This is a genomic window from Mesorhizobium terrae, assembly GCF_008727715.1.
Lineage (GTDB): Bacteria > Pseudomonadota > Alphaproteobacteria > Rhizobiales > Rhizobiaceae > Mesorhizobium > Mesorhizobium terrae.
This window is the reverse complement of sequence record NZ_CP044218.1, coordinates 2,436,687-2,461,888: the sequence shown is the minus strand read 5'-3', so window position 1 is coordinate 2,461,888 and position 25,202 is coordinate 2,436,687. Positions and strand designations below refer to the sequence as shown.

28 protein-coding genes and 1 tRNA gene are annotated in these 25,202 nt (G+C 61.4%); 14 read left to right on the top strand and 15 right to left on the bottom strand.

The genetic code is table 11. The features are described 5' to 3' along the window. The first annotated feature begins 133 nt into the window (after window positions 1-133). Window positions 134-2,860: a preprotein translocase subunit SecA gene (secA, locus tag FZF13_RS13260; RefSeq protein ID WP_024922670.1), complete on the top strand. Its 2,727-nt coding sequence runs from the start codon at window positions 134-136 to the stop codon at window positions 2,858-2,860. A 38-nt stretch (window positions 2,861-2,898) separates the two neighbouring features. On the opposite strand, the gene FZF13_RS13255 is transcribed toward secA, so the two are convergent. Beyond that, window positions 2,899-3,258, bottom strand: a complete 360-nt coding sequence (locus tag FZF13_RS13255; protein ID WP_245317516.1) for a hypothetical protein — start codon at window positions 3,256-3,258, stop codon at window positions 2,899-2,901. Window positions 3,259-3,451: 193 nt separating this feature from the next. After that, window positions 3,452-3,691, bottom strand: coding sequence for a helix-hairpin-helix domain-containing protein (locus FZF13_RS13250; protein WP_024922672.1), 240 nt, complete (start codon window positions 3,689-3,691; stop codon window positions 3,452-3,454). A 94-nt stretch (window positions 3,692-3,785) separates the two neighbouring features. Between FZF13_RS13250 and FZF13_RS13245 the strand changes: the two genes are divergently transcribed. Further along, window positions 3,786-5,186, top strand: a complete 1,401-nt coding sequence (locus FZF13_RS13245; RefSeq protein ID WP_024922673.1) for a lipopolysaccharide biosynthesis protein — start codon at window positions 3,786-3,788, stop codon at window positions 5,184-5,186. Beyond that, the gene (locus FZF13_RS13240; protein ID WP_024922674.1) at window positions 5,186-6,469 is read left to right on the top strand and encodes a GNAT family N-acetyltransferase; all 1,284 of its coding nucleotides are present in this window, start codon (window positions 5,186-5,188) and stop codon (window positions 6,467-6,469) included. The genes FZF13_RS13245 and FZF13_RS13240 overlap by 1 nt, the downstream gene beginning before the upstream one ends. A gap of 417 nt (window positions 6,470-6,886) precedes the next feature. Here FZF13_RS13240 and FZF13_RS13235 read toward each other — a convergent pair. Further along, a tRNA-Leu gene (locus FZF13_RS13235) sits at window positions 6,887-6,971 on the bottom strand. Between the two features lie 195 nt (window positions 6,972-7,166). Between FZF13_RS13235 and FZF13_RS13230 the strand changes: the two genes are divergently transcribed. Continuing rightward, window positions 7,167-7,754, top strand: coding sequence for a YqaA family protein (locus FZF13_RS13230; RefSeq protein ID WP_024922675.1), 588 nt, complete (start codon window positions 7,167-7,169; stop codon window positions 7,752-7,754). Between the two features lie 32 nt (window positions 7,755-7,786). Further along, window positions 7,787-8,302, top strand: a complete 516-nt coding sequence (locus FZF13_RS13225; protein WP_024922676.1) for a disulfide bond formation protein B — start codon at window positions 7,787-7,789, stop codon at window positions 8,300-8,302. An 11-nt stretch (window positions 8,303-8,313) separates the two neighbouring features. On the opposite strand, the gene FZF13_RS13220 is transcribed toward FZF13_RS13225, so the two are convergent. Both FZF13_RS13220 and FZF13_RS13215 read right to left on the bottom strand, forming a co-directional pair. Continuing rightward, window positions 8,314-8,871: an HNH endonuclease gene (locus tag FZF13_RS13220; protein ID WP_024922677.1), complete on the bottom strand. Its 558-nt coding sequence runs from the start codon at window positions 8,869-8,871 to the stop codon at window positions 8,314-8,316. Between the two features lie 128 nt (window positions 8,872-8,999). Continuing rightward, window positions 9,000-9,641 (bottom strand): DNA-3-methyladenine glycosylase family protein, encoded by a 642-nt coding sequence (locus FZF13_RS13215; protein ID WP_024922678.1) that lies wholly within the window; start codon window positions 9,639-9,641, stop codon window positions 9,000-9,002. A gap of 73 nt (window positions 9,642-9,714) precedes the next feature. On the opposite strand from FZF13_RS13215, the gene gluQRS reads away from it, so the two are divergent. Further along, window positions 9,715-10,590: a tRNA glutamyl-Q(34) synthetase GluQRS gene (gene gluQRS, locus FZF13_RS13210; RefSeq protein ID WP_024922679.1), complete on the top strand. Its 876-nt coding sequence runs from the start codon at window positions 9,715-9,717 to the stop codon at window positions 10,588-10,590. 119 nt (window positions 10,591-10,709) lie between these two features. Further along, window positions 10,710-11,597 carry a DMT family transporter gene (locus tag FZF13_RS13205; RefSeq protein WP_024922680.1) on the top strand — a complete coding sequence of 296 codons (888 nt, stop codon included), beginning with the start codon at window positions 10,710-10,712 and terminating at the stop codon, window positions 11,595-11,597. Here FZF13_RS13205 and FZF13_RS13200 read toward each other — a convergent pair. Beyond that, window positions 11,567-12,418, bottom strand: a complete 852-nt coding sequence (locus FZF13_RS13200; protein ID WP_024922681.1) for a YihY/virulence factor BrkB family protein — start codon at window positions 12,416-12,418, stop codon at window positions 11,567-11,569. The genes FZF13_RS13205 and FZF13_RS13200 overlap by 31 nt on opposite strands. Window positions 12,419-12,465: 47 nt before the next feature. On the opposite strand from FZF13_RS13200, the gene FZF13_RS13195 reads away from it, so the two are divergent. The 7 genes from FZF13_RS13195 (at window position 12,466) to FZF13_RS13165 (ending at window position 17,899) form a co-directional block, all read left to right on the top strand. Further along, window positions 12,466-13,341, top strand: coding sequence for an SDR family oxidoreductase (locus FZF13_RS13195; protein ID WP_161773101.1), 876 nt, complete (start codon window positions 12,466-12,468; stop codon window positions 13,339-13,341). Between the two features lie 17 nt (window positions 13,342-13,358). Continuing rightward, a complete protein-coding gene (locus FZF13_RS13190; protein ID WP_024922683.1) occupies window positions 13,359-13,550 on the top strand; it encodes a twin transmembrane helix small protein in 192 nt (63 codons plus the stop codon). A gap of 23 nt (window positions 13,551-13,573) precedes the next feature. Beyond that, window positions 13,574-14,155, top strand: coding sequence for a cob(I)yrinic acid a,c-diamide adenosyltransferase (locus tag FZF13_RS13185; protein ID WP_024922684.1), 582 nt, complete (start codon window positions 13,574-13,576; stop codon window positions 14,153-14,155). Window positions 14,156-14,200: 45 nt separating this feature from the next. Then, the gene (locus FZF13_RS13180; protein WP_024922685.1) at window positions 14,201-14,980 is read left to right on the top strand and encodes a rhomboid family intramembrane serine protease; all 780 of its coding nucleotides are present in this window, start codon (window positions 14,201-14,203) and stop codon (window positions 14,978-14,980) included. A gap of 222 nt (window positions 14,981-15,202) precedes the next feature. Further along, window positions 15,203-15,952, top strand: a complete 750-nt coding sequence (locus FZF13_RS13175; RefSeq protein ID WP_024922686.1) for an electron transfer flavoprotein subunit beta/FixA family protein — start codon at window positions 15,203-15,205, stop codon at window positions 15,950-15,952. A 24-nt stretch (window positions 15,953-15,976) separates the two neighbouring features. After that, entirely contained in the window at window positions 15,977-16,906 is a 930-nt protein-coding gene (locus FZF13_RS13170; RefSeq protein ID WP_024922687.1) for an electron transfer flavoprotein subunit alpha/FixB family protein, read from the top strand. A 111-nt stretch (window positions 16,907-17,017) separates the two neighbouring features. Beyond that, window positions 17,018-17,899 (top strand): 3-hydroxybutyryl-CoA dehydrogenase, encoded by an 882-nt coding sequence (locus tag FZF13_RS13165; RefSeq protein ID WP_024922688.1) that lies wholly within the window; start codon window positions 17,018-17,020, stop codon window positions 17,897-17,899. 25 nt (window positions 17,900-17,924) lie between these two features. On the opposite strand, the gene FZF13_RS13160 is transcribed toward FZF13_RS13165, so the two are convergent. The 9 genes from FZF13_RS13160 to FZF13_RS13120 form a co-directional block, all read right to left on the bottom strand. Next, the gene (locus FZF13_RS13160; RefSeq protein WP_244431341.1) at window positions 17,925-19,910 is read right to left on the bottom strand and encodes a diguanylate cyclase domain-containing protein; all 1,986 of its coding nucleotides are present in this window, start codon (window positions 19,908-19,910) and stop codon (window positions 17,925-17,927) included. A 430-nt stretch (window positions 19,911-20,340) separates the two neighbouring features. After that, complete coding sequence (locus FZF13_RS13155; protein WP_024922690.1) at window positions 20,341-20,979, bottom strand: NrsF family protein; 639 nt, start codon at window positions 20,977-20,979, stop codon at window positions 20,341-20,343. A 1-nt stretch (window position 20,980) separates the two neighbouring features. Next, window positions 20,981-21,517: a sigma-70 family RNA polymerase sigma factor gene (locus FZF13_RS13150; RefSeq protein WP_024922691.1), complete on the bottom strand. Its 537-nt coding sequence runs from the start codon at window positions 21,515-21,517 to the stop codon at window positions 20,981-20,983. 105 nt (window positions 21,518-21,622) lie between these two features. Next, window positions 21,623-21,922 (bottom strand): GNAT family N-acetyltransferase, encoded by a 300-nt coding sequence (locus FZF13_RS13145; protein WP_024922692.1) that lies wholly within the window; start codon window positions 21,920-21,922, stop codon window positions 21,623-21,625. Window positions 21,923-21,925: 3 nt separating this feature from the next. Continuing rightward, window positions 21,926-22,549: an alpha/beta hydrolase gene (locus tag FZF13_RS13140; RefSeq protein ID WP_024922693.1), complete on the bottom strand. Its 624-nt coding sequence runs from the start codon at window positions 22,547-22,549 to the stop codon at window positions 21,926-21,928. Between the two features lie 70 nt (window positions 22,550-22,619). Beyond that, window positions 22,620-23,552 carry a VOC family protein gene (locus FZF13_RS13135; RefSeq protein ID WP_024922694.1) on the bottom strand — a complete coding sequence of 311 codons (933 nt, stop codon included), beginning with the start codon at window positions 23,550-23,552 and terminating at the stop codon, window positions 22,620-22,622. A gap of 149 nt (window positions 23,553-23,701) precedes the next feature. Further along, window positions 23,702-24,094 (bottom strand): hypothetical protein, encoded by a 393-nt coding sequence (locus FZF13_RS13130; RefSeq protein WP_244437873.1) that lies wholly within the window; start codon window positions 24,092-24,094, stop codon window positions 23,702-23,704. Between the two features lie 111 nt (window positions 24,095-24,205). Next, on the bottom strand, window positions 24,206-24,532 hold the full coding sequence (locus FZF13_RS13125) for an ElaB/YgaM/YqjD family protein (RefSeq protein ID WP_024922696.1): 327 nt from the start codon (window positions 24,530-24,532) through the stop codon (window positions 24,206-24,208). Between the two features lie 115 nt (window positions 24,533-24,647). Continuing rightward, window positions 24,648-25,199 (bottom strand): RNA polymerase sigma factor, encoded by a 552-nt coding sequence (locus tag FZF13_RS13120; RefSeq protein ID WP_024922697.1) that lies wholly within the window; start codon window positions 25,197-25,199, stop codon window positions 24,648-24,650. Between the last annotated feature and the right edge of the window lie 3 nt (window positions 25,200-25,202).

Genomic DNA, 25,202 nt, shown 5'->3' with positions numbered 1-25,202 from the left:
CTTATCTGTCCAACGACTTTGCGTCCAGAACCGTTTTCCGGGCGCTTTTTGGTGTTTCTCTGTTCGGGCGGGTTCGTCGGATGCCTGCCGCATCCGTCCCCGGACCCAGGATTGCAAGCGAAAGGACCATTGAATGGTCAGTCTCGGCGGCTTCGCCCGTAAGATTTTCGGTTCCTCCAACGACCGCCGCGTCAAGTCGACCAGGCCTCGCGTCGAGGCCATAAACGCCATGGAAAACGAGATGCGGGCGCTCTCGGATGCCGAACTAACCGCCCGCACCGAAAAATTCCGCCAGGATATCGCCAATGGCGCGACGCTGGACGACCTGCTCATTCCGGCATTCGCCACCGTTCGCGAAGCGGCCAGACGCGTGTTGGGGCTGCGGCCATTCGACGTGCAGCTGATCGGCGGCATGGTCCTGCACAATGGCGGCATTGCCGAAATGCGTACGGGCGAAGGCAAGACGCTGGTCGCCACCCTGCCGGTCTATCTCAACGCGCTCGCTGGCAAGGGTGTCCATGTCGTCACCGTCAACGACTACCTCGCCACCCGCGACGCCGAATGGATGGGCCGCGTCTATAAGTTCCTCGGCCTCACTGTCGGCATCATCGTGCACGGTCTCTCCGACGAGCAGCGTCATGAGGCCTATGCCTGCGACGTCACCTACGCCACCAACAACGAGCTCGGCTTCGATTACCTGCGCGACAACATGAAGTATGAGCGCGCGCAGATGGTGCAGCGCGGCCACAACTACGCGATCGTCGACGAGGTGGACTCGATCCTGGTCGATGAGGCACGCACGCCGCTGATCATCTCCGGTCCGCTCGAGGACCGTTCGGATATGTACAACACCGTCGATGCCTTCATCGTGAAGCTTCAGCCCGCCGACTACGAGGTGGACGAAAAGCAGAAGACCGCGATCTTCACCGAGGAAGGCACGGAAAATGTGGAGAACATGCTGCGCGGTGCCGACCTTCTGAAGGGCGACTCGCTCTACGACGTGGAAAACGTCGCCATGGTCCACCACGTCAACAACGCGCTGAAGGCACATCGCCTGTTCCAGCGCGACAAGGACTACATCGTGCGCAACGGCGAAATCGTCATCATCGACGAATTCACCGGCCGCATGATGCCCGGCCGCCGCTATTCGGAAGGCCTGCACCAGGCGCTCGAGGCCAAGGAGCATGTGCAGATTCAGCCGGAGAACCAGACACTGGCGTCCGTCACCTTCCAGAACTACTTCCGCATGTACAAGAAGCTGGCCGGCATGACCGGCACGGCGCTGACCGAGGCCGAGGAATTCGGCAACATCTACAATCTCGAAGTCACCGAGATTCCGACCAATCTTCCGGTCAGCCGCCTCGACGAGGACGACGAGGTCTATCGGACCGTCGAGGAGAAGTACAAGGCGATCGTCAAGGAGATCCGCGAAGCCAATGCCAAGGGCCAGCCCACACTGGTCGGCACGACTTCGATCGAAAAGTCGGAACAGCTGGCTGAACGCCTGCGCCAGGACGGCTTCAAGGATTTCGAGGTGCTGAACGCCCGTCACCATGAACGGGAAGCGGCCATCGTTGCCCAGGCCGGCAAGCCCGGCGCCATCACCATCGCCACCAACATGGCCGGCCGCGGCACCGACATTCAGCTCGGCGGCAACGCCGAGATGCGCATTGCCGAGGAATTGGTCGACATGCCGGCAGGCGCCGAGCGCGAGGCGCGGGAAAACGCCATCCGCGAGGATGTGAAGAAGCTGAAGGAAAAGGCGCTGGCCGCCGGCGGCCTCTACGTGCTTGCCACCGAGCGCCATGAAAGCCGCCGCATCGACAACCAGCTGCGCGGTCGTTCGGGACGCCAGGGCGATCCCGGCCGATCCAAGTTCTTCCTGTCGCTGCAGGACGACCTGATGCGCATCTTCGGTTCCGAGCGCATGGATGGCATGCTGCAGAAGCTCGGCCTCAAGGAAGACGAGGCCATCATCCACCCCTGGATCAACAAGGCACTGGAGAAGGCGCAGAAGAAGGTCGAGGCGCGCAACTTCGACATTCGCAAGAACCTTCTGAAATATGACGACGTCTCCAACGACCAGCGCAAGGTCGTGTTCGAGCAGCGCATCGCGTTGATGGACGGCGAAAGCCTGTCCGAGACGGTCTCTGAAATGCGCAACGATGTCATTGACGAGATCGTCGCCAAGGGCATTCCCGAAAACGCCTATTCCGAACAGTGGGATGTCGCGGGCCTGAAGGCCGAGGTGCAGCAATACCTCAATCTCGACCTGCCGATCGAGGATTGGGCAAAGGAAGAGGGTATTGCCGAAGACGATATCCGCGAGCGCATCACCAAAGCCGCCGACGAAGCGGCCGAAGAGCGCGCCGGGCGCTTTGGCCCGGACGTGACCGCCTATGTGGAACGCTCGGTCGTGCTGCAGACGCTCGACCATCTCTGGCGCGAACACATCGTCAATCTCGACCATTTGCGTTCCGTTGTCGGCTTCCGCGGCTATGCGCAGCGCGATCCGCTCAACGAGTACAAGAGCGAGGCCTTCGAGCTGTTCCAGGCCATGCTCGGCAATCTCCGCCAGGCGGTGACCGCGCAGCTCATGCGCGTCGAACTGGTCCGCGAGGCGGCCGATGCCCCCATGCCGGAAGCACCGGAAATGTTCGGTCAGCACTTTGATGCCACCACCGGCGAGAACGATTTCGGCGAAGGCGGCGATGTTGCCGTTCTGGAAGATATCCGCGTGGTGCCCCCCGAGCAGCGTGACCCGAAAAACCCGTCAACCTGGGGCAAGGTGGGTCGCAACGAAGCCTGCCCCTGCGGTTCCGGCAAGAAGTTCAAGCACTGCCACGGTGCCTTCGGCTAAATAGCCGGCGCCGCGGTTGTTGCGAGCACCCAGAGACCTTACTGACGCTTCGGCGATTCAAGCCGGAGCGTGAACATCGTGCCCGCGATCCCGTCGGCGAGCTTGGGCTCGAAGGCGAGCGGCATGCAATGTTGAACAGCATCCGTCGCTGCCTGCACGAGCTGTTTGCGTTTGTCGGCTTCGCCATCGACCTGGATGTTGGTTGGCCGGGGCGGGCCGATCAGGGTACCGTCCCGCTTGAAGCTGAATTGCAGGGTGACCGAGCCCTTGGCATCGGTCGAAGGCGGAACCCAGCAATTCTGCAGGGCTGCCCCCACCTCCGTCATCGTCTTCAGAGGCTCGGCGGCGAAACTGCCCGCCAACGGCGTCAATACGCCGGCGGCCAGCAGAAAACCCAATGTCGTTTTCATCGTATAGCCCTCGATATCGGCAACCTCTTTGCCGACGCATTTCCAATGCGCACCGGGTTCCGATTGTTCCATGCAACCGGATCAGCTTTTTGAGAGCGGCCGCAGAGATTAGCCGCGCGCCCCGGGGCATGGGATTGTCGGCATGCGGCGACAAATGCAACCAAGAATACATCCGTCGCGATCACAGCGCGTCGTGCGACCGCTCATTGGCCAACGCGATCAGGTTCTCCAGTGCAGCGACACCCAGTCGGTTCATGTGCTTGCGCCCCATCGCAATGTCGATGCGCATGGCTATTTCGCCGGCATCCGCACCTTTGAGATCAGCCAGCCGCTCGATGCCGATTTCTTCGAGATAGGCGATCATCTTCGGCCCGATCGAATAGGCTTCGAGCATCGCCTTGCGTTCATTCTCACCGATCATCAAACCCCTCCCGAACCGTTTTTTAAGGTGTAGCGAATAGATAGTCTGTGGTGCCTGAGACTGTTAAGGTTCTGGCACAAAACGGGAGTAGGGTGTGCGCTTTTCCGCGGCCATGACAGCCGAGCGGCTTCTGCCGCAGCGTTTGGCGCTGCGGGCGAGGCCATTTCTCGGCCGGGTCGACGCGATCCTCTTTTCCTCGGACGAACGCGGCGAAGCCGGCCGCATTTCGCTCATCGCTTTCGTCATCCGCGTCATCAGCGCCGTCATCGCCTTTGTCAGCCAGGTCCTGATGGCCCGCTGGATGGGCTCGTTCGAGTACGGCATCCTAGTGCTGGTGTGGACGACCATGATCATCGTCGGCAACCTGTCCTGCCTCGGCTTCCACACATCGGTGATCCGCTTCATCCCGGAATTTCGCGAACACGGCAAGATGGCCGAGTTGCGCGGTATTCTGCTGGCGAGTCGGCTTTTCGTGCTGGTCGCGTCGACCGTGATCGCACTCATCGGTGTGGGCGGTGTCTGGCTCTTCTCGAGCAGGATCGAAAGCTACTATGTGATCCCCTTCGTGCTCGGCATCTTCTGCCTGCCGATGATCGCGATGTCCGATCTGCTGCAAGGAATAGCCCGCGCCAATTCCTGGGCGCTGTCTGCCTTGTCAGCCACCTACATCATCCGTCCATTGGCGATCCTTGCCTGCATGGCGCTTGCCCTGTTGATCGGCATGCCGCCGGACGCTAAGACGGCACTGATCGCCTCGATCGTTGCCACCTATGCGACGACGATTGGCCAACTCGTCAGCATCACCGCACGCACCGACGCTCGCGTTCCGGCAGGCCCGACGGCCATCCATATCCGCGACTGGCTTGTCGTATCGCTGCCGATCTTCCTGGTCGAAAGCTTCTTCTTCCTGCTCACCAACGCCGATGTCTTGATGGTGGGGTTTTACCTGACCCCGGACGACGTCGCCGTCTATTTCGCCACCGTGAAGACGCTGGCGCTCGTTCACTTCGTTTATTTCGCCGTCAAGGCGGGCGTCGCCCAGCGATATGCGCACTACACCCACGGTGAACGGAGCAAGCTTGCCGCCTTCGCCCGTGAAACCGTGTCATGGACGTTCTGGCCCTCGGTGCTGATGGCGCTGGTGGTGCTGTTGCTCGGCAAACCGATGCTCGTGCTGTTCGGGCCGGAGTTCGATGCCGGTTATCCTTTGCTCTTCCTGCTGGTCTTCGGCGTCGTCGCCCGCGCCGCGGTCGGCCCTTGCGAAAGCCTTCTGACGATGAGCGGCAACCAGAACATCTGCGCCGCCGTCTTTGCGCTGACGCTCGCCTTCAACATTTTGCTCAACGTCATCCTGATCCCGCATTTCCATCTTTGGGGCGCAGCACTTGCTACGGCCCTTGCAATGCTGTTCGAGGCGACCGCGCTGTCGTTCACCGTCTGGCGTAAGCTGGGTATCGCCATGGCCATTTTCATCCCTGCCAGAGGAGCCGCCTGATGGCTGCCATCCCGCTGATCGAGGAAACCAGTGGCGGTCCCGCCGGAACGATGATGACCGGTCTGGCGGGTGTCACACCCAATGCCGCGGAGCTGGCCGAGATCGAACTCCTCGCCGCCAACCGCCCGGAGCGTACGCTCGCGATCTATCCTGCATCGGCGGGTTTCGACCTTGTCGAGGAACTCGACTATCTGTGCAATCGCACCATCGAGCCCAACGTCTTCTTCAACCCCCGCTTTCTCGCGCCGGCGATGCCGCGTCTGGAAGATCGGGAAGTGCGGCTGGCTGTCATTCGCGACGGCAACGAACACCGCAGCCGGCTGCGCCTGCTGGTTCCGTTCTCGGTCGAGCGGCCGGGCATTCCGCTCGGCGTCTCCATCATGCGCACCTGGGCCAGCCCGTTTGGCCCGGTCGGCACCCCCCTGGTCGACCGCGACGACCCTGTCGGCGTCATCGAGGATTTCTTCTCGATGCTTTCGCGGCCGCATCTCAAGCTCCCCAAGGTTTTCGCCCTGCCGGACATGCGTCTTGACGGTCCGATGGCGAGCCTCCTGCAAGCGCTAGCTGAGGCGCGCAATCTGCCGCTGGTGACCACCGGCGAAACGTTGCGTCCGGTTCTGCACAGCGAACTGGACGGCGACGCCTATCTCAAGCAGTCGCTGCGAGCGCATCACTATCGCGAATTTCGCCGCCTGAAACGGCGGCTCGCCGAGACGGGCACGCTGGAACACCACGTGGCGCGCGGGCCGGAGGAGATCCGCCATGCGATCGAGAATTTCCTGACGCTGGAGGCTTCCGGCTGGAAAGGGCGTGAGCGCACCGCCATGGCCATCGACCGCTATCGCGCGGCCTTCGCACGCGAAGCCGTACACCGCCTCGCCGAACAGGACATGTGCCGTATTCATTCGCTGACGCTTGACGGCCGTACTATCGCCAGCCTGATCGTCTTCGTCGAGGCCGGGCACGCCTATACCTGGAAAACGGCCTATGACGAGACCCTTGCCGCCTATTCGCCCGGTACGCTGTTGATGATCGAGGTGACCAAGCAGCATCTCGACGATCCAAACATCGTCATGAGCGATTCCTGCGCGGTGCCGGACCATCCGGTGATGAGCCGTCTTTGGTCCGAACGGCGACCGTTCGGCACCTTCGTCATCGGCCTTACCCCAGATGCCGACAGGGCAACCCGACAGGCAGCGTCGCAACTGCACCTCTATCGAGAGACCCGCAACTTCGCGCGGCTGTTGCGAAACCGGGTTCGGAACCTGCTCGGACGCGGTTGACCCGAACCAGACCGGTTTGCGATGGGGTTATGGGCTGGTAGCTCGATGAAAACGAGTTGGCCGTGCGCCTGCGCATCGCTTCCGTGTACGTGGCAAGTACAAACGCGCCACACGCAACAGAGATCAGCATCTACAATCACACTTCATTATATTCTAACTTATTGAAATATTTGACAATTGTAAAACTTGCCATTCCTAAACCCACGCAAGTCGGCTAGGGTGTTGATGCGATTATGTGAAGGCACGTTGCATAGTCGCCGCCCGCTTGCCGCACCCCTACCCCCCACCCCAGGCAAGCGGGCACAGGGTGGATGAACGACGTCACGCGGCCAACCAGCGCCACCATGGGCGCACCTCTCAGGCACTCCGGGTGCAGCCAGCACGACTGTTGATCACCTGAGAAAAACGGGAAAACTTTGGTGCCCCTAGCCGGGATCGAACCAGCACTCCTTGCGGAACTCGATTTTGAGTCGAGCGCGTCTACCAATTCCGCCATAGGGGCCCGGACCGGGCGGTCCAGATGGGCGCGGACTATACGGTCGCGCACCCATTCGTCAACTGGCGCGGCCGCTCCTTTTGCGAAATCATGGACAACGCCCGAGCCAACGGGTGCGGCCTTTCGGTTTCGTGATGCTTCGCGCCATTGTGTGGCCAAGAAATTCTTTCTAGAGCATGCACTGATCAAAAAGGGGGCGGCATGCTTCGCGGACTTTACGATTGGACCTTGTCGCTGGCGGCGCGAAAATCCGCCGAATGGTGGCTGGCCTTCATCGCCTTCGTCGAAAGCTCGGTATTTCTCGTGCCGGCGGACGTGCTCTATCTACCGATGGCATTGTCCAGGCCCGACCGCGCCTATCGTTATGCGCTGATCGCCACCGTGGCCTCGGTGCTGGGCGGAATAGCCGGCTGGTTCATCGGTCACTACGCCTATGAGGCGGTGGCCAAGCCGGTGCTCGAATTCTACGGCAAATATGACGAATTCGAAGCCCTGCGCACCTCGTCCGGCATCGGCTTCATCGTCCTGATGCTGATCACTTCGGGCGCCGCGCACCTGCCGCCGATCAAGGTGGTGACCATCCTGTCCGGCGTCATCGGCGTCAATCTGCTGCTGTTCATCGTGCTGGCCATCGTGGCGCGCGGCGGCCGCTTCCTGTTGCTGGCATGGCTGCTGAGGCGCTACGGCGAACCGATCCGCGACTTCATCGAAAAGCGCCTTGGCCTACTGGCGGGCGCGGCGGCTGCCATTCTCATCCTGCTTTATTTCGCGGCCAAATACGCGCTCTGAACGAAGAGCGCCGACCACAGGAGCGAACCGACATGTCCCAATCCATGACAACACCGACACGCGGACCGATGCTCACCGCCGCGTTCCTGACCGTGGCCATGGCCGCGACCGTCGGCTCGGCACTCGCCTTCCAGTACATAGGCGGCTACATCCCGTGCAAGCTCTGTTACGAGCAGCGCATCCCGTACTACGTCGGCGTCCCGCTGATGTTGCTCGCGGTGCTTGCCGCGGTCTTCAAACTTCCTGCCTGGATCACCCGCGCCTTGCTCGTCGTCGGCGGTCTTCTGATGGTCTACGGTCTCTATCTCGGCATCTACCATTCCGGCGTCGAGTGGGCATGGTGGCCGGGACCGACCGACTGCACCAATGTGGCGGGACCGGTCGATACCGGCGGCAAGGGCGTGCTCGACGTGCTGGACAAGTTCGTGCCGCCGTCCTGCGACAAGGCGGCGCTGCGCATTCTCGGCCTGTCGCTGGCCGGCTGGAACGCCATTGCCAGCGTGATCCTCGCGGCTATTGCTTTCCGCGGGGCTTACAAGCGCGCTTGAATGAAGGGGCCTCAGGGCTCCAGTTCAACATCCCAGTACAGATAATCCATCCAGCTTTCATGCAGATGGTTGGGTGGGAACAGGCGGCCATTGTTGTGGAGGTCGTGCACGGTCGGCTGGAACGGCTTCTGCAGCGGCCACATCTTGGCCTGGGAAGGCATCATGCCGCCCTTGCGCAGATTGCAGGGGGAGCAGGCGGCGACCACATTTTCCCACGTCGTCGCACCGCCGCGATGACGCGGGACCACGTGGTCGAAGGTGAGGTCCTCTGGCGTCCCGCAATACTGGCATTGGAAGCGGTCACGCAGGAATACGTTGAAACGCGTGAAGGCCGGATAGCGGGACGGCTTCACATAGGCCTTCAGGCTGACCACCGAGGGCAGTTTCATCGAGAAATTCGGCGAGGACACCGCGTGCTCGTACTCGGCAACGATGTTGACGCGGTCGAGGAACACCGCCTTGATCGCGTCCTGCCAGGACCAGAGCGAAAGCGGGTAATAGCTGAGCGGACGGTAGTCCGCATTCAGCACCAGTGCGGGAAGCCCATCCGGAGATACGGCAACCGTCACGTTGTTTGCCTCCTTGGTTCTCAAACCGAACGGCGCGGATACTGTAAGCCCGACATGACAGGGATGTGAAGCGGGGAGCCGCATCGAACACCCCCTGAAAAGGCATGATTTTTATGCTTTTTTATGGCTCAGGCAGGCGGAGCGGCATCCCTGCCCTTCAATTCTCTGTAATAGGACCAGAAAAGTCGCGCCGCGACGCCTCGCCACGGTGCCCATGATTCGGCCAGCGCGATGAGTTTTCTCTCCGCTGGACGCGGCTCGATCGACAGCGCGTGACCGACCGCGCTCTGCAGCGCGACATCCTTCGCTGGAAAGATGTCCGGATGGCCGGCGGCGAAAAGCAGGTAACATTCCGCCGTCCACGGACCGATGCCTGGAACCGCGGTGAGCTCGGCAATAGCCTCGCCGGCCTCCAGCGAACACAGATGATAGAGGTCGAGCCCACCCGCGACGGCTTCGGCGATGGCGATCAGCCCGCGCTGTTTCGGCCGCGACAGGCCGGCCTCACGAAACACATCCTCACCGGCGCCGAGAATGGCCTCGGGCGTCAATGGATCGAGCAACCGGGTAAGCCGGCCGAAGATCGCATCGGCGCTGGCACGCGACACCTGCTGCGAGACGATGATGGAGGCAAGGTTTGCGAAACCCGGCTCGGAGAGGCGCAGCGGCACTTCGCCGGCAAATACGCGCACCGGCTCAAGGCGCGGGTCGATGCGGCACAACGCGTCGAGCCCGGCTGCAATGTCGTCGAGGGAGGCGATGCGCTGCATGGTTCCTTGTCCGTGGAGGACGGGCAAGGTAGCAATCCGATTGACGCTTGCAAAACCCGATTGCCGCCCGCCGATGACACTCCTGACATTCCGCTTCGCGCCAAGTCCGAACGGCGAGCTCCATCTCGGCCACGCCTACTCGGCGCTGCTCAACCAGCAGCTGGCCGCCAATGTCGGCGCTCGGTTGCTGCTGCGTATCGAGGACATCGATACAACCCGCTGCACGCCGGAATTCGAAACCGGCATCTATCGCGACCTCGAATGGCTCGGCTTGCGCTGGGAGGAACCTGTGCGGCGGCAATCCGAGCATTTCGATGAATACCGTGCCGCGCTCGACCGGCTGATCGCCGAGGAGCTCGTCTACCCCGCCTTCATGAGCAGGGGCGATATCCGCGCCTTCATCTCGGAACGCGAGCGGCGTGGGCGCGATTGGCCGCGCGATCCCGACGGCGTGCCGATCTATCCGGCGATCGACAAGACCTTGTCGCTCAAAGAGCGCGAGGCACGCATGGCCGAAGGAACACCCTTCGCCTGGCGGCTCGACGTCGCGGCAGCCCTCTCGCGCCTCGACCACGATCTTTCCTGGACGGAATTTGGGGACACGACGCTGTCGGCTGCGAACCGCGTCGAAGCGCGGCCGCAGGATTGGGGTGATATCATCCTCGCACGCCGCGACATCCCGACCAGCTACCATCTTTCCGTCGTGATGGACGACGCACTGCAGGGTGTGACCCATATCGTGCGCGGCATGGACCTGTTCCACGCAACATCCGTGCAGAGGCTCCTGCAGAACGTGCTCGGCCTGCCGCAACCAGGCTATTTCCACCACAAGCTGATACTCGGTCCGGACGGACGCAAACTGTCGAAAAGCCTCAAGGACACCGGTCTGGCTGCGTTGCGTACTGGCGGCACGAGCCCAGAAGAGATCAGGCAGATGATTGGCCTATAGGCCTGGCCCGACAGCAACTTCAATTCGCGTTACTTTAAACGTAAGCCGTTTTCGCTTTGCCGGGCGATCGCCCCGGGCTAGAGCAGCGCCCTTCTCACAAGAAAGTGGACCAGCAACCCATGCACGAATTCAAGCGGTTCATTCCCGCCACCTTCGTCGTGCTGTGGGCAACGGGCTTCATTGGCGCCCGCTACGCCATGCCCTGGGCCGAACCGTTCACTTTTCTCGCTATCCGTTTCGCCATCGCCGCCGCGCTGTTCGCCGTCCTGATCACGGTGCTCAAGGCACGCTGGCCGAACCGCAAGCAGGCCCAGCATGCGATCATCGCCGGTGTTCTCATGCATGGCATCTATCTTGGTGCCGTGTTCTGGGCGATCCATCGCGGCCTGCCCGCTGGCATCTCGGCCCTGATCGTCGGCCTGCAACCGCTGATCACCGCGGTCATGGCCGGCAAGCTGCTGGGTGAGCAAATCAAACCGCGTCACTGGATCGGGCTGGCGGTCGGCTTTGTCGGCGTCATCGTCGTCTTGTGGCCAAAGCTCGGCACATTGGGTGGAGGCGTCACCGCGGCCACTTTGACGGCATCCCTCGTCTCGGTGATCGCCATGAGCGCCGGCACGGTCTGGCAAAAGCGCTTCGCTTCGTCGGGCGACCTCGTCGCCTCGACCTTCTGGCAATATGTCGGCGGAACAGTGGTGATGGTCGTCGCAAGCCTCGCCTTCGAGACCCAGACCTTCACCGTCAACGGCGATTTCATCTTCGCAATGGCCTGGCTGGTGCTCGTGCTTTCAGTCGGCGCCATCTTCCTGTTGATGGTGATGATCCGCGAAGGCGAGATGTCGAAGGTCGCCTCGTTGTTTTATCTGGTGCCCGCGGTGACGGCAGTGATGGCCTGGGTCCTGTTCGGCGAGCAGCTGAACTTCATCCAAATCGTCGGCATGGCGATCACCACCTTCGGCGTCGGATTGGCCACCGCTCAACCGACGCGGGCGCGGGCCTCCAGATAACGGCTGATGGCGGCATTCAATTCACCACCGAGGATGAAGATCACCGAAACGATATAGAGGAAGACGACCGCGATCATGATCGATGCCAGACCGGCATAGGTCGTCACATAGGACGAAAAGTGGTCGAGATAGGTGGCGAAGATCGTTGAACCGACCAGCCAGCCGATCAGCGTGAAGGCGATACCGGGCATGATCGAGACAATGCTCCGCCGCCCCATCGGCAGCCAGATGTGCACGGCAAACAGGGCAAACACGATCACGGCCGAGGCGATGACGAAACGCCACAGCGTGATCGTGCCCATATAAGGACCGATCCAGTCAAAATGCACTTCCGCCAGCCTCGCCAACAGAGGCGCGAAGACCAGAAGCAGACTGATGGCGAGCGAACCTGCCGTGGCAATGAGTACGAAAACAATGCTCTGGGCGCGGCGATAAATCAGCGAGCGTGTCTCGGTCATGCGATAGGCGCGGTTGAGCGACGTCCGCAGCGCCTCGATGCCGTTCGAGGCGAAGAACCCGGCCAGAAGCACGCCGTAAGTCAACAGATCGGTGCGTCGCACGGTCAGAACGTTGATGACTTCGCGCGCGATCGGCTTGGCGATCTGCTCCGGCCAAGTGTCGAACACGAGCGGTACCACGGTTTCCACATAAGCCTGCGCGCCGAGAAAGCTCGCCAGCGTGGTGGCGAAGATCAGGAACGGAAACAGCGCCATCAGCGAGGTGATGGCCAGATGACTGGCCATGGCCCATCCGTCGTCATTGTTGAAATGACCGAGCGCGTCGTAGAGCACACGACGGAAGGCAACGATGGTCCGCAGCAACGACGCTTTCCCTCCGGTTGTTTCCAGGCGGCGAATATGGGAAGTGAATGCGGCATATGGCAAGCCTCGCCGAACCCGACAACCCCGCATCTCCGGCGCCACGGACGATCATCGTCACTGGCGCTTCTTCCGGCATTGGCGCCTATTGCGCTCGAGCGCTGAAGCGCGAGGGTTGGCGCGTGTTCGCTACCGCCCGCAAGGCCGAAGACATAGCCGCACTCGAAGTCGACGGCATCGAAGCCTTCTATCTCGATTATCGGGAGCCGGATTCGATCGCCGCTCTGGTCGAAACAATAAGTGCACGCACCGGCGGCCGTCTGGATGCGCTCTACAACAATGGCGCTCACGCCCAGCCGGGAGCGGTCGAGGATTTGCCGGTAGCAGCGCTCAGAGAACAATTCGAGGCCAATTTTTTCGGCTGGCATGACCTTACCCGCCGCATCGTTCCGCTGATGCGTGCTCAAGGCCACGGCCGCATCGTCCATTGTTCCTCGATCCTCGGCCTGACGCCGTTGCCATTCCGCGGCGCCTACGCTGCGTCCAAACACGCACTTGAAGGCTTGATGTTGTGCCTGCGCCAAGAACTGGAAGGCAGCGGCATCCACGTCTCATTGATCGAGCCGGGCCCGATCGCCTCGAAGATTGCCAGCAACGGCCTGTCCTGGTTTCTCAAGAACATCGACCACGAGAATTCGGCGCATCGCGCAGCCTACCAGGCGCAGCTACAAAGATTGCAAGCCGGTGGCGTCAAATCGCCCTATAAGCTCGGTCCGGAAGCCGTCTACAAAGTTCTCACCCATGCACTTCTGTCGCAACGCCCCCGGCCGCACTATGTGGTAACGGTGCCTGCCAAGATAGGAGTGGTGCTGAAGCGCCTGCTGCCTGCCTCGACACTTTACCGCATCCTCGCAAAGCGCGCTTGAACGAAACGGAAGTTGCAATGGCCACTGTCTTCAACATCCTCGCCATCATCGTCATGATCGCGGTCGTCGCGGTTCTGATCCGCGGGCTGATCAACATGATGCGTGGCGGCTCCGGCGTAACATCGAACAAGCTCATGCAGGCGCGTGTGTTGCTGCAGTTCGTGGCGCTTGTGCTGATCATGGTGGCCGTCTACCTCACCCGAAAGTAGCGGCGCGAGACCGGGAGGACGGCTTGGTCAAGCTCAACAAGATTTATACCCGAACCGGCGATGACGGCACCACCGGCCTTGGCACCGGTGCCAGGCGCCTGAAATCGGACCTTCGCGTCGACGCCTATGGCACGGTGGACGAGGCAAATGCCTGCATCGGCATGGCACGCCAGCACACGATGGTCGCGCATCCGGCGATCGATGCGATGCTCGGTCGCATCCAGAACGACCTGTTCGACCTAGGTGCCGACCTCGCCGTTCCGGACGACGGCAAGCCGCTGGACTATGAGCCGCTGCGTATCGTCGCCTCGCAAGTCGACCGGCTGGAGAAGGACATCGATCTGCTCAACAAGGATTTGCAGCCGCTGAAGTCCTTCGTGCTGAATGGCGGCTCACCGGCCGCGGCAGCACTTCACCTGGCTCGAACGGTGACGCGCCGCGCCGAACGCGTCATGATCGCCCTGGCTCAGGACCCGGCCGAGATCGTCGGCAGCGAAGCGATCAAATACGTCAATCGCCTCTCCGACTTCCTGTTCGTCGCCGCGCGCACGGTCAATGACAACGGAAAGACCGACGTGTTATGGGTGCCGGGCAAAAACCGCTGATTTGAACGTAGCGGATGTGACACCCAAGGGGCGGAAGCCAGCCGCATGTTCATTCCGCTTTACGATTCGAACCACCTGCGTCGCATTCGGCACGCCTATGTGACGATCGGGCTGATCGTTCTGAATGTCGCCGTCTATCTGACGACGCGATTGGCCGGCGACGATTTCGCGGCGGGCGCGGCACTCAGCTACGGCTTCATCCCGTCCATCGTCCATCACACTGCGGAACTGTCGCCGCAATTTGTCGTCATTCCGGCGAACCTCAGCTACGTGACCTATTCCTTTCTGCATGCGGACATTTTTCATCTCGGCGGCAACATGCTGTTCCTGTGGGTGTTCGGCGACAATGTCGAGGATGCCCTCGGTCATGTCCGTTATCTGATCTTTTACATGGCTAGCGCCGTGGGAGGCGCATTTTTCCACGGCTGGGTGGCGCCAGGCTCCGAACAGCCGCTGATCGGCGCCTCCGGCGCGATCGCCGGGGTGGTCGCGGCCTATCTCATCCTCTATCCCCGCGTGAAAGTGTGGGTGCTGGCCTTCGCGCGCATTCCGCTGCGCATCCGCGCCTACATCGTGCTCCTCCTCTGGATCCTGCTGCAGTTCGTCATGTTCGCCATGGGCGGCCAGGATCAGATCTCCTGGGCCTGCCATATTGGCGGCATTGTCACCGGCGCGGTGCTGGTCGTGGTGCTGCGCAGCCGTGGTGTCCCCCTGCTGGACGACGAGGATGATGAAACCGCTACCCCGGTTTCAACTGAAACCGGACAGGTGCCGCCGCCACCTGCAACCGAGACCAAACCCGCGCCCCGCTGGGGCAGGCAATAGGTTTTGCATTCAACCGATTTGGGCATTCTGGCGATATTGACGTTCACGTCACTCACAACTACGGTCCCGCGCGCCTGGGGAAGCCGCGTAAGCCACCGTGCAGGCAACCGAGATTTGGCGGGCGAACTACAGAATTTGCGTCCGAAATGTCGGCATTCGACAACCCTGAGCGGGCCGGTACTGTTATAGCGCCCCGAATGCATCTTGAGAGGTGAGAGACAGATGAAAGTCCTGGTGCCCGTGAAGCGGGTCGTCGATGCGAATGTGAAGGTTCGCGTGAAAGCGGACGGCTCGGGCGTGGAACTCGCCAATGTGAAGATGGCGATGAACCCGTTTGACGAGATCGCCGTCGAAGAGGCGATCCGCCTGAAGGAAGCGGGCAAGGCCGAGGAGATCATCGTGGTCTCGATCGGGCCTGCGCAGGCACAGGAGACGCTGAGGACGGCGTTGGCCATGGGCGCCGATCGCGCGATCCTGGTGAAGTCCGACGAGATGGTGGAGCCACTGGGTGTCGCCAAGGTGCTGAAGGGCGTGGTCGAGGCCGAACAGCCGGGCCTGGTTATCCTTGGCAAGCAGGCGATCGACGACGATTCCAACCAGACCGGCCAGATGCTGGCAGCCCTTCTCGGCTGGGCGCAGGGCACCTTCGCCTCCAAGATCGAGCTGGCCGGCGACAAAGCCAAAATCACCCGTGAGGTCGACGGCGGCCTGCAGACGGTCGAATTGAAGATGCCGGCCATCGTGACTGCGGACTTGCGACTGAATCAGCCGCGCTATGCTTCGCTGCCCAACATCATGAAGGCCAAGAAGAAGCCGCTGGATGAAAAGACCGCTGCCGACTTCGGCGCCGATGTGACACCCAAGCTCAAGGTCATCAAGACCGAGGAGCCGGGCCGCCGCAAGGCGGGCGTCAAGGTCAAGACGGTCGCCGAGCTCGTCGACAAGCTCAAGAACGAAGCCGGCGTGCTCTAAGGCGAAGCGGAAAGGAACAAGACAGTGGCAATTCTCCTCATCGCCGAACACGATAACGCATCGCTCTCCGACCAGACGGCCAAGGCGCTGTCGGCGGCTCTCAAGATCGGCTCCGACGTCGACGTTCTGGTTGCCGGCAAGGGTGCCAAGGCCGCCGCGGACGCAGCTGCCAAGCTGAAGGGCGTGCGCAAGGTTCTCCTGGCCGAAGCCGAAGAACTGACCGAGCGCCTCGCGGAGCCTACGGCGGCCCTCGTCGTTTCGCTGGCCGGCAACTACGACACCATCGTCGCTGCAGCCACCTCGACCGGCAAGAACATCGCGCCGCGCGTTGCAGCCCTGCTCGACGTCGCCCAGGTTTCCGAGATCATCGAAGTGGTGTCGTCCGATACCTTCAAGCGTCCGATCTATGCCGGCAATGCCATTCAGACGGTACAGGCCGCCGGCGCCAAGAAGGTGATCACCGTGCGCACCGCGTCCTTCCAGGCCGCTGCCGAAGGCGGCTCAGCGTCGGTCGAGACCGTTGCAGCTGCAGCCAATCCCGGCCTGTCCTCCTTCGTCGAGAACAAGCTGTCGGAAAGCGACCGCCCGGAGCTGACTTCCGCCAAGATCATCATCTCGGGTGGTCGTGCGCTGGGTTCAGCCGAGAAGTTCCAGGAAGTCATCCTTCCCGTCGCAGACAAGCTCGGCGCCGCCGTCGGAGCCTCGCGCGCCGCAGTGGACGCTGGCTACGCCCCCAACGACTGGCAGGTTGGCCAGACCGGCAAGGTGGTGGCCCCCGATCTCTACATCGCTTGCGGCATCTCCGGCGCCATCCAGCACCTTGCCGGCATGAAGGATAGCAAGGTCATCGTCGCCATCAACAAGGACGAGGAAGCTCCGATCTTCCAAGTTGCCGACTACGGTATCGTCGGCGATCTCTTCCAGGTGTTGCCGGAACTCGAAAAGGCGCTTTGACGCCCCTTCTCGTTCGGTATTAATTATAATGGCCGGGGTAGACGAAACCTACCCCGGCCATTTAGTTTGCGTTGCACAAAATCAAGAACAAGCCTCTGGCGGGATCAAGGAATGACCGGCAAGATCGAGACGATCGGCATCATCGGCGCGGGCCAGATGGGGGGCGGCATTGCCCACGTCTCCGCGTTGGCAGGCTACAACGTCCTGCTCTACGACGTCTCTGTCGACCGCATCGAAAAGGGCATCGCCACGATCAGCGGCAACATGGCACGCCAGGTCGCTTCCGGGAAACTGGACGAAAAGGAACGCAAGGGCGCAGTCTCGCGGATCGGTTCCGCCGCCAACATGGCCGATCTCGCCGCCGCCGACCTCGTCATTGAGGCAGCGACCGAGGACGAGACGGTCAAGCGCAAGATCTACGCGCAGCTCTGCCCGCAGCTCAACCCGACTGCAGTGCTCGCCACCAACACGTCCTCGATTTCAATCACGCGTCTGGCAGCCCAGACCGATCGCCCGGAGCGTTTCATCGGCATTCATTTCATGAATCCGGTGCCGGTGATGAAACTGGTCGAACTGGTGCGCGGCATCGCCACCGGGGACCAGACATTCGAGTTGGCCAAGGCCTATGTGAAGCAGCTCGACAAGACGATTACCGTCTCCGAGGATTTCCCGGCCTTCATCGTCAACCGTATCCTGCTGCCGATGATCAACGAGGCGATCTACACGCTCTATGAGGGTGTCGGTACCGTGGAAGCCATCGACACGGCGATGAAGCTCGGCGCCAATCATCCGATGGGCCCGCTGCAGCTTGCAGATTTCATCGGTCTCGATACCTGCCTGTCGATCATGCAGGTGCTGCATGACGGCCTGTCGGACTCCAAATATCGCCCCTGCCCGTTGCTGGTGAAATATGTCGAGGCTGGCTGGCTCGGCCGCAAGGCCGGGCGCGGCTTCTATGATTATCGCGGCGAACATCCGGTGCCGACGCGCTGACTTAAGTCAGCCATTACCCACTATTTCAGGTTCCGGTCGCCACGCGTGTCATCGGCGTGGCGACACCGTTCCCCGACAAGCCGGGCAGTGCCACGAAAGCGCAGTTGCGGCCTGCGGCCTTGGCCGCATAACAGGCCGCATCGGCCTTCGCGATGATCTCGTTGGCCTCGCCGCATTCGGCGCATATCTGGGTCAGTCCGATGCTCGAACTGACGCGGTGCATCTGGCCATCCCAGATGAATTCCAGGGCGCTGACGGCTTCGAGGATTGCTATAGCGGCGGCCTCGCCGACCCCGTGCGATGCCGACATCAGCACCACGGCGAATTCGTCGCCCCCCAGCCGCGCGACAATATCGGCGGGCGCCAATGCCCCCTTGATCGCGGAGGCCACCTTGCGCAACAGCGCATCCCCCGCCGCGTGCCCGCTGGTGTCGTTGACCGGCTTGAAATGGTCGAGATCGATGAACATCAGTTGGTAGCGCGAGGCATCCCTCCTCGACTTGGCGACAAGGTCCTCGACCGTCCGGATGAAACTCGGGCGGTTGGCGAGCCCAGTCAGCGCATCATGCGTCGCCGCGTGGGCAAGTTGGCGCTGCAGCGTTCGCGCATCCGTGAAATCCTGGAAGACGATGACCGAGCCGCCAAACTCGTTGTTCTCGTTCAGGATCGGCGACACGACCTGGCGGATACTGAAACGCGTGCCATCGCTGCGAACGAGAACGGCCCGGCTGTTCTGCTCGGCCCGTTCCAGCCTGTTGTCGGCCAGATGCGGCTCGTCCAGCCGGCGCCCGCTCTCCTCGTCCACCGCGCGGTAGACGAAACCGAGTGGTTTGCCGAGCGCCGCAATGCTGGTTGCCCCGGTCAGCTTCTCCGCGACCGGGTTCATGAATGTGATCCTGTTCTCGGCATCGGTACCAATCACCGCGTCGCCGATCGACTGCAGCATCACGCGCAGCCGTTCCTTCTCGTCGGCGAGAAGCGTCGCCGAAACCAACAGCCGTTCTTCAGCTTCCTTGCGTTCGGTGATGTCTGTCATCGAGCCGATTGCGCGTGCCACGCGTCCGTCGGGTTCGCGTGCGACCGCCTTGCCGCGATCGAGCATCCATATCCAGCGGCCGCTTTTGTGGCGCATGCGGAACTCGACTTCGTAGACAGGCACCTTACCCTGCATGTGGTCCAGATCCGCCGCGATGACACGGTCGAGATCGTCGGGATGAACATGCTTCAGCCACAGCTCCGGATCGTTGCCGAGCTCGCTCTCCTCGTAACCCAGAAGGTTCTTCCAGATCGTGGAATATTGCACCTTGTTGTTGCGTATGTCGGCGTCCCAGACGCCTTGCCCCGCGCTGACCAGCGCAAAATTCCAGCGCGTCTCCAACTCCGCCAGCCGCGCATGATCCTCGCGCATCTGCTCGATGGACAATCCCACGAGGAAAGGCGTGGAGACGATGATCGCAACCGAAACCTGGAACCCGTCGCTCAAGACCTCGATGCCGCTATGCAGGCCCGGCATCAGACCCGTCATGGCGATCGCGACGCAGGCCACACCCGTCAGGAAACACACGAGAGCGAGCTCAAGCGAAGCCAACCGTGGTGCAAACACCATCAGCGGCAGCATCGTCAGCGCGAAGGGAAAGCGGCTATAGGTCAACGCAAGGTAGGCCAAGCCAACACAACTCGCGGCAACGAGCATCAAACGCAGCAGCGCCCGTGGCTCGGCCAGCAAGACGAGTGCCGGCTTTGAACCATAAAGCAGCAGCGGCAGGACTAGTGCATAACCCAGAGCATTGCTCGACAGAAACGTCCAGGCCGTCTTGAAGATTGGCCAGCCATGCGCCGCGTAGGTAAACGAGGCAAAGATCAGCCCTGTCACGCTATCTGCGACCACGCCGGTCAGAAACAGGATGAGCGCGAAAGTTCGGACCGATGGCCTGGCCTTCACTGGCAGGCCGCCGGCAAATTTGTCGACGAGCAGCAACGCGAGTGCCGTTTGGCCTAGATTGAAGACCACGTACAGCAGTCCCGATGTGAGACTGGAGCCAAACTGCAAATTGGAGACGAGGGTCGCAACTGCAAGCGCGGCATAGTCCAAGATGCCGGTCCGCCGCTCGCGTCGAACCAGCATGACGAACGCAACCGCCGATGCCAACCAAACTGCCGCAACACCGTCGCCGACCCGCGACAGCAGGATCGAGGCGGCCGATGCTAACCAGAAACCAAAGCCCAACGCGATGGCGGACAGATATTTGTCTAGGCCACGTCTTTCGCGGTGTTGAAACGTCACAGCGTTATACGTCCAACTCGAAGCATCCCTTCATCGACAATCTTGCAGTAACTCATTTAAGGAATGATTGTACAGAGGGCGCGTCCACCATCCAGGGCTGGAAGTTCCGGGACATGATTAACAAGCAGTATCAATCAGATACGGCTAAATTAGCCAATCACCAACGTAGGTAGAATCGGCCGATCAAAGAGCCCAACCCCGACAGCGCGGCAATAGCCAAAGTATACCAGGTTGCGACAAAAAGCGGAGAGTCGTCGGTGCAATGCGCCGCGTAGAAAGTGGCCGCAAGACCGCCAGCAAGGATCCCCGCGACAGCGCCCGTCAGAACCGGCCGGGTCGGCGCCGCATGCTTCAGCGCAGCGATGAAAACGGCCAGTGGTCCCAAGCCAATCAGTGGAATGAAGGTAAGGCAAATTGCCCAGTTGGTGCCGATCAGCCGTCGGCCCCAATCGCCAGACGGCACCAGGAACAATTCGACCGCGATCGCCGCAGCCATCAACAACGGCGCCGCCAGCAGCCATCGCGTGACCCGGCCGGTGGCGATCCCGGGCATGGAAAGTGCTCGCAATGCCAGGAAGGCCGACACAGCCAAGGTAGCCGTGAAAACAAACTTGAACAGGAAACGCATGGTTTGCGCGGCGAGCATGAAGTCCGGGCGCGGACCGATTGTGGCGAAGAACACCGCAGCCGCGACAGGTACGGCAATCATAAGCGCCACGCGCCAGACCGAGTGGGACGGCATCGCCGTCATTTTGGAGTCTGCGTTGAGCGCTTTTATGAGTTCGTTCGTCTTCATGTCAGGTCCGCCCGAACCGCTTGGCAATGGCCGAGAGGCCGCGATGCAAGGCGACGCGCACCGCAGTTTCGCTCATGCCAAGCTTCGTTGCGGTTTCTCCGATCGAATTGCCGTCGACCGAGATTGACGAAACGACGGAGCGCTGCCCGGCTGACAGGCCGTCCAACGCGCGGCTGATGTCGCGCTCGCTGACCGTATCCTGTTCCGGCTCGGCCAGCATCTCGGCAAAATCCTCGATCGCCACCTCGATATGTCGGCCGCGACGGCGGAACGCATCGACCAGCTTGTAGCGAGCAATGGCATAAATCCACGGCAGGATGGGCGCGTCCTGGCGCCACGTATGCCGCTTGAGATGAATGGCCAGCAAGGTCTCTTGCACGACGTCCTCGGGATCAACTCCGCCCTGCACGATCTTGCGTCGGGCAAAGCCGCGAACGATGGCGGCCGCCCTCTGCAGGAATTCGGCATAGGCGTTCTCGTTTCCTGCGGTTGCCGCCCGCATCAGCCGGGCAAGCTCGGTTTCATCCTTACCGCCCACAGGCTCCGCCCCTATTATTCGCGCTGGTCGCTGGATTTGTTACGTTCAGGCAATTGCAGACCCAAGCAAAAAATCGTCAGACACGAAATACTGCACTGCACGATTTCAGCTTGCCAACACGTCATGCCATTCCGCATGCCGCCGAAACTGAGCGGCAGCGAAGGGGCAAAGCGGAATGATCTTCTTGCCTGATGCCCTGGCGTCCTCGACGGCGCGTGTGACCAGCCTCAGGCCAGCGCCCTGTCCACGAAATGCATCCGGCACCTCGGTGTGGTCTATAATGAATTTATGCTCGCCGATCCGGGTGAAAGTCATCTCAGCTTCCGCCCCATTTGGGCCGCGCAGGAAATAGCGCCCCTTTGAACCGCGGTCCTCCAGCTCGATTTCGGGCAATTGTTCGGCCATCACTTAAGCTCCTTTCGCCGGTTCAAGGGACAGGAACCGTTTCGCCGCTTCGATTTCATTCGGCCGCACCTCGTGACCGCCTTCATGCCACTCCACTGTGGCATCGGCACCGGCCGCGCGCAAATAGGCATCGAGCCGATTGGTGAGATTCGGCGGGCAAATCGGATCGCGCCGACCAGCCGTGATGAGGATACGGCTCCCGGTCAGATCGCCCGAAACCTTCGGCTCGAACGGGATCAGCGGATGCATGAGCACAACGCCGTTGAACAGCTTGGGTTGTGTGAAGACCACCGACGCCAGGATATTGGCGCCATTGGAATAGCCCAGCCCAAAAATTACCGATGGCTTTGTCGCTTCGATTTGCTCTTCAATGAAGCCGGCCATCTTGGCCGTTGCTCGCGCCAGATCATCCATATCGTAGACGCCTTCGCCGGTGCGTCGGAAGAAACGCGCGGCCCCAAGCTCCGAGACATCGCCGCGCGGCGAAACGATCGTCGCCGTCGGCAGCAGCTCTCGACCGAGCGACAGAAGTTGCTGCTCGTCTCCGCCGGTCCCGTGGAACACGAACAGCATGGGACCACCGGCAGAACCCGGCAATGTCCGGTGAATATAGGGATCGTTCGACATCCCGACCTCCTGATGTGATCAATGAAAGGCCCGTCGCCCTTTCGGAGCGACAGGAAGGTTCATGGCGGCTTCAGTTGTCCAGCGGCTGCAAATGCTTTTCCAGATAGGAACGCAGATGCTGGTGCTGCATTGGCAGTTTCAGCGCTTCGCCAAGATGGGCCGTATCCTCATCCCGGTCGAAGCCCGGCTCGTTGGTCGCCACTTCGAACAACACGCCACCCGGCGTGCGGAAGTATATCGCCCAGAAATAGTCGCGATCGATCACCGGCGTCACCTGATAACCGGTGTCCATCAGCGCCTTGCGCACTTCCAGCTGTTTGGCACGGTTCTCGACCGCGAAGGCGACGTGGTGCACGGAACCCGCGCCCAGACCCGCAAAGGAAGCACCGGGCAAGGACTCGATGTCTACGACATCCGCACCATTGCCATTCTTTACCGCCAACCGGCTGATATTGCCGGAGCGGTCCACTTCCTGGTAGCCCATGAACTTCAGGAGCTCCTCCGTTGCACCGCCGTCCTTCAGGCGCAGCGACACCGAATGGAACCCGCGGATAGCCTCGTCGCCGGGGACACCACCCTTCAGCCAGGGTGCACGGTTGTCGGCCTTGTCCTCGACCAGCGCAAACCCGTCGCCGTCGGGACCAAAGAATTTGAGCCGTTTCTCGCCAAACTTTTCCTCGCGTCCTTCCACGGTCACGCCATGTTCCGAAAAGTGCTTTTCCCAGAAGGGAAGCGTGCCCTCCGGCACCGAGAAAGCCGTGGTGCCGACTTCGCCAACGCCGTGCCTGCCGGAACCGATGTTCGGGAACGGGAAATAGGTCATTACGGAACCCGGCGTACCGAATTCGTCGGCGTAGTAGAGATGATAAACATCGGGCGCGTCGAAGTTTACGGTCTGCTTGACCCTGCGCAGGCCAAGCTTGTGGGTGAAGAAATCGTTGTTCTGGCGCGCATCCGCCGCCATTGAGGTGACGTGATGCAGGCCCTTGATCTGGGTGAGCATGGTCTTGCCTTTCTCTCCGCTGCGGCCCCAGCCGCTGTCCTCGCCAATATGAGCATATGACCCATGGCGGCAAAGACAGTGGAGACAGGATAGACTGTGCTCTAAATGAGAACGATGAGAATGCCTCTGTTCACCAAGAGCGCACGACGTTATCCGCGACGGTCCGCGTCACTCGATGGCTCCTGGTCACCATTTTTTTCTGCATCGCCCGGAAAATTCTCCCGATAGAGCGCATAGGCAAAAAGAGCGGCGAGCGGCCCAAGCAAGGCACCCGTGCCTTCCCGGCTTCGGAGCAGCCCTGGGAGAGCAGCGATGCCGGCGGCAATGCCGAGCGCCGCGAGATTCGTCCGGCGCTTCTCCGCCCGTCGACGAGAACGGCTCTTGGCGGTCAGTCGATATGAGATGACGGTCAGACCCGCAACGGCAAGAAAACCGCCACCGAAGCCCAAAGACGCCTCGATGGCTCCGAACCGTTTGGCGGCCCAAAGATAGGCGGCGGCCAGAAGAAAGCAGAAACCGAACAGCGCCGCGACAAGCGCCACCCCATAGACGATCGCTGCGCCCCGGACCTGCTTGGCTATGGCGCTGGCCTCACCGGTAACCAGGCCAGCCAGAAGCGAGGTGAGAGATCCCACGCGGCGCGACCCTACCGCTCAGCGCCGCGACAGCAGCGCGAACAGGAAGCCAATGCCGACCGCGACAGCGAGCGCCGTCATGGGCTTCTCGCGAACGCTGGCAACCACCTGCGCTTCGATATCGCGCGCGTTGCCGCTCAAACTCTCCATCGCGGCTTCACCCTTCTGGCGCAACTGCTCGACACCTTCAGCGGCGGCGCGCTTCGCTGCGCCGATGTGCTGCTCGCCCGCCTCTGCCAGTTGCCTGGTCAGCTTTTCGATATCGGCTTGCAGTCGACGGATATCGGCTTCGAGTTCGGTCGTGGATTTGGGTGTCTCGGCAGTCTTGTTTACAGGCTTGGCCATACTGCACTCCTCATGGTCGCCACACCGCCTGGCCTTTACTCAACCCTTGGGCGAGAGATGGGTTCCATTGAAGGGATTTTCGCTGTTTTCGTCCAGCGGCAAATAGGCAATGCCTTCAAGCTGCCGAGGTCGATCCCGTAACCTGGGCGGAAATCGCATCCGGCCCGAAATCGTCTTCGCCGGAAATCTTCAGAATTTCCTGCAGCCGCACCCGGGCACGGCTGACCCGGCTCTTGATGGTTCCGACGGCGCAACCGCAGATTTCGGCCGCCTCTTCATAGGAAAAGCCAGACGCGCCGATCAGAATGATCGCTTCGCGCTGATCCTCCGGCAACTGCTCCAGCGCGGTGCGAAAATCCTTGAGGTCGAGTTGTCCGTGCTGGGCAGGATGAACGGCAAGCCGCGCGGTCATAATGCCGTCGCTGTCTTGCACTTCCCGGCCACGCTTGCGCATCTGCGAATAAAATTCGTTGCGCAGGATCGTGAATAGCCAGGCTTTCAGATTGGTGCCGAGTTGAAAACTGTCCTGCTTGTCCCAGGCCTTGACCAGCGTCTCCTGTACCAGATCGTCGGCCCGGTCGGCATTCTGGGTCAGCGATACGGCAAAGGCGCGCAGGCTCGGAATGGCGCCGAGCAGATCGGTCCGGAAACCCTCGGATGCGGACATTCG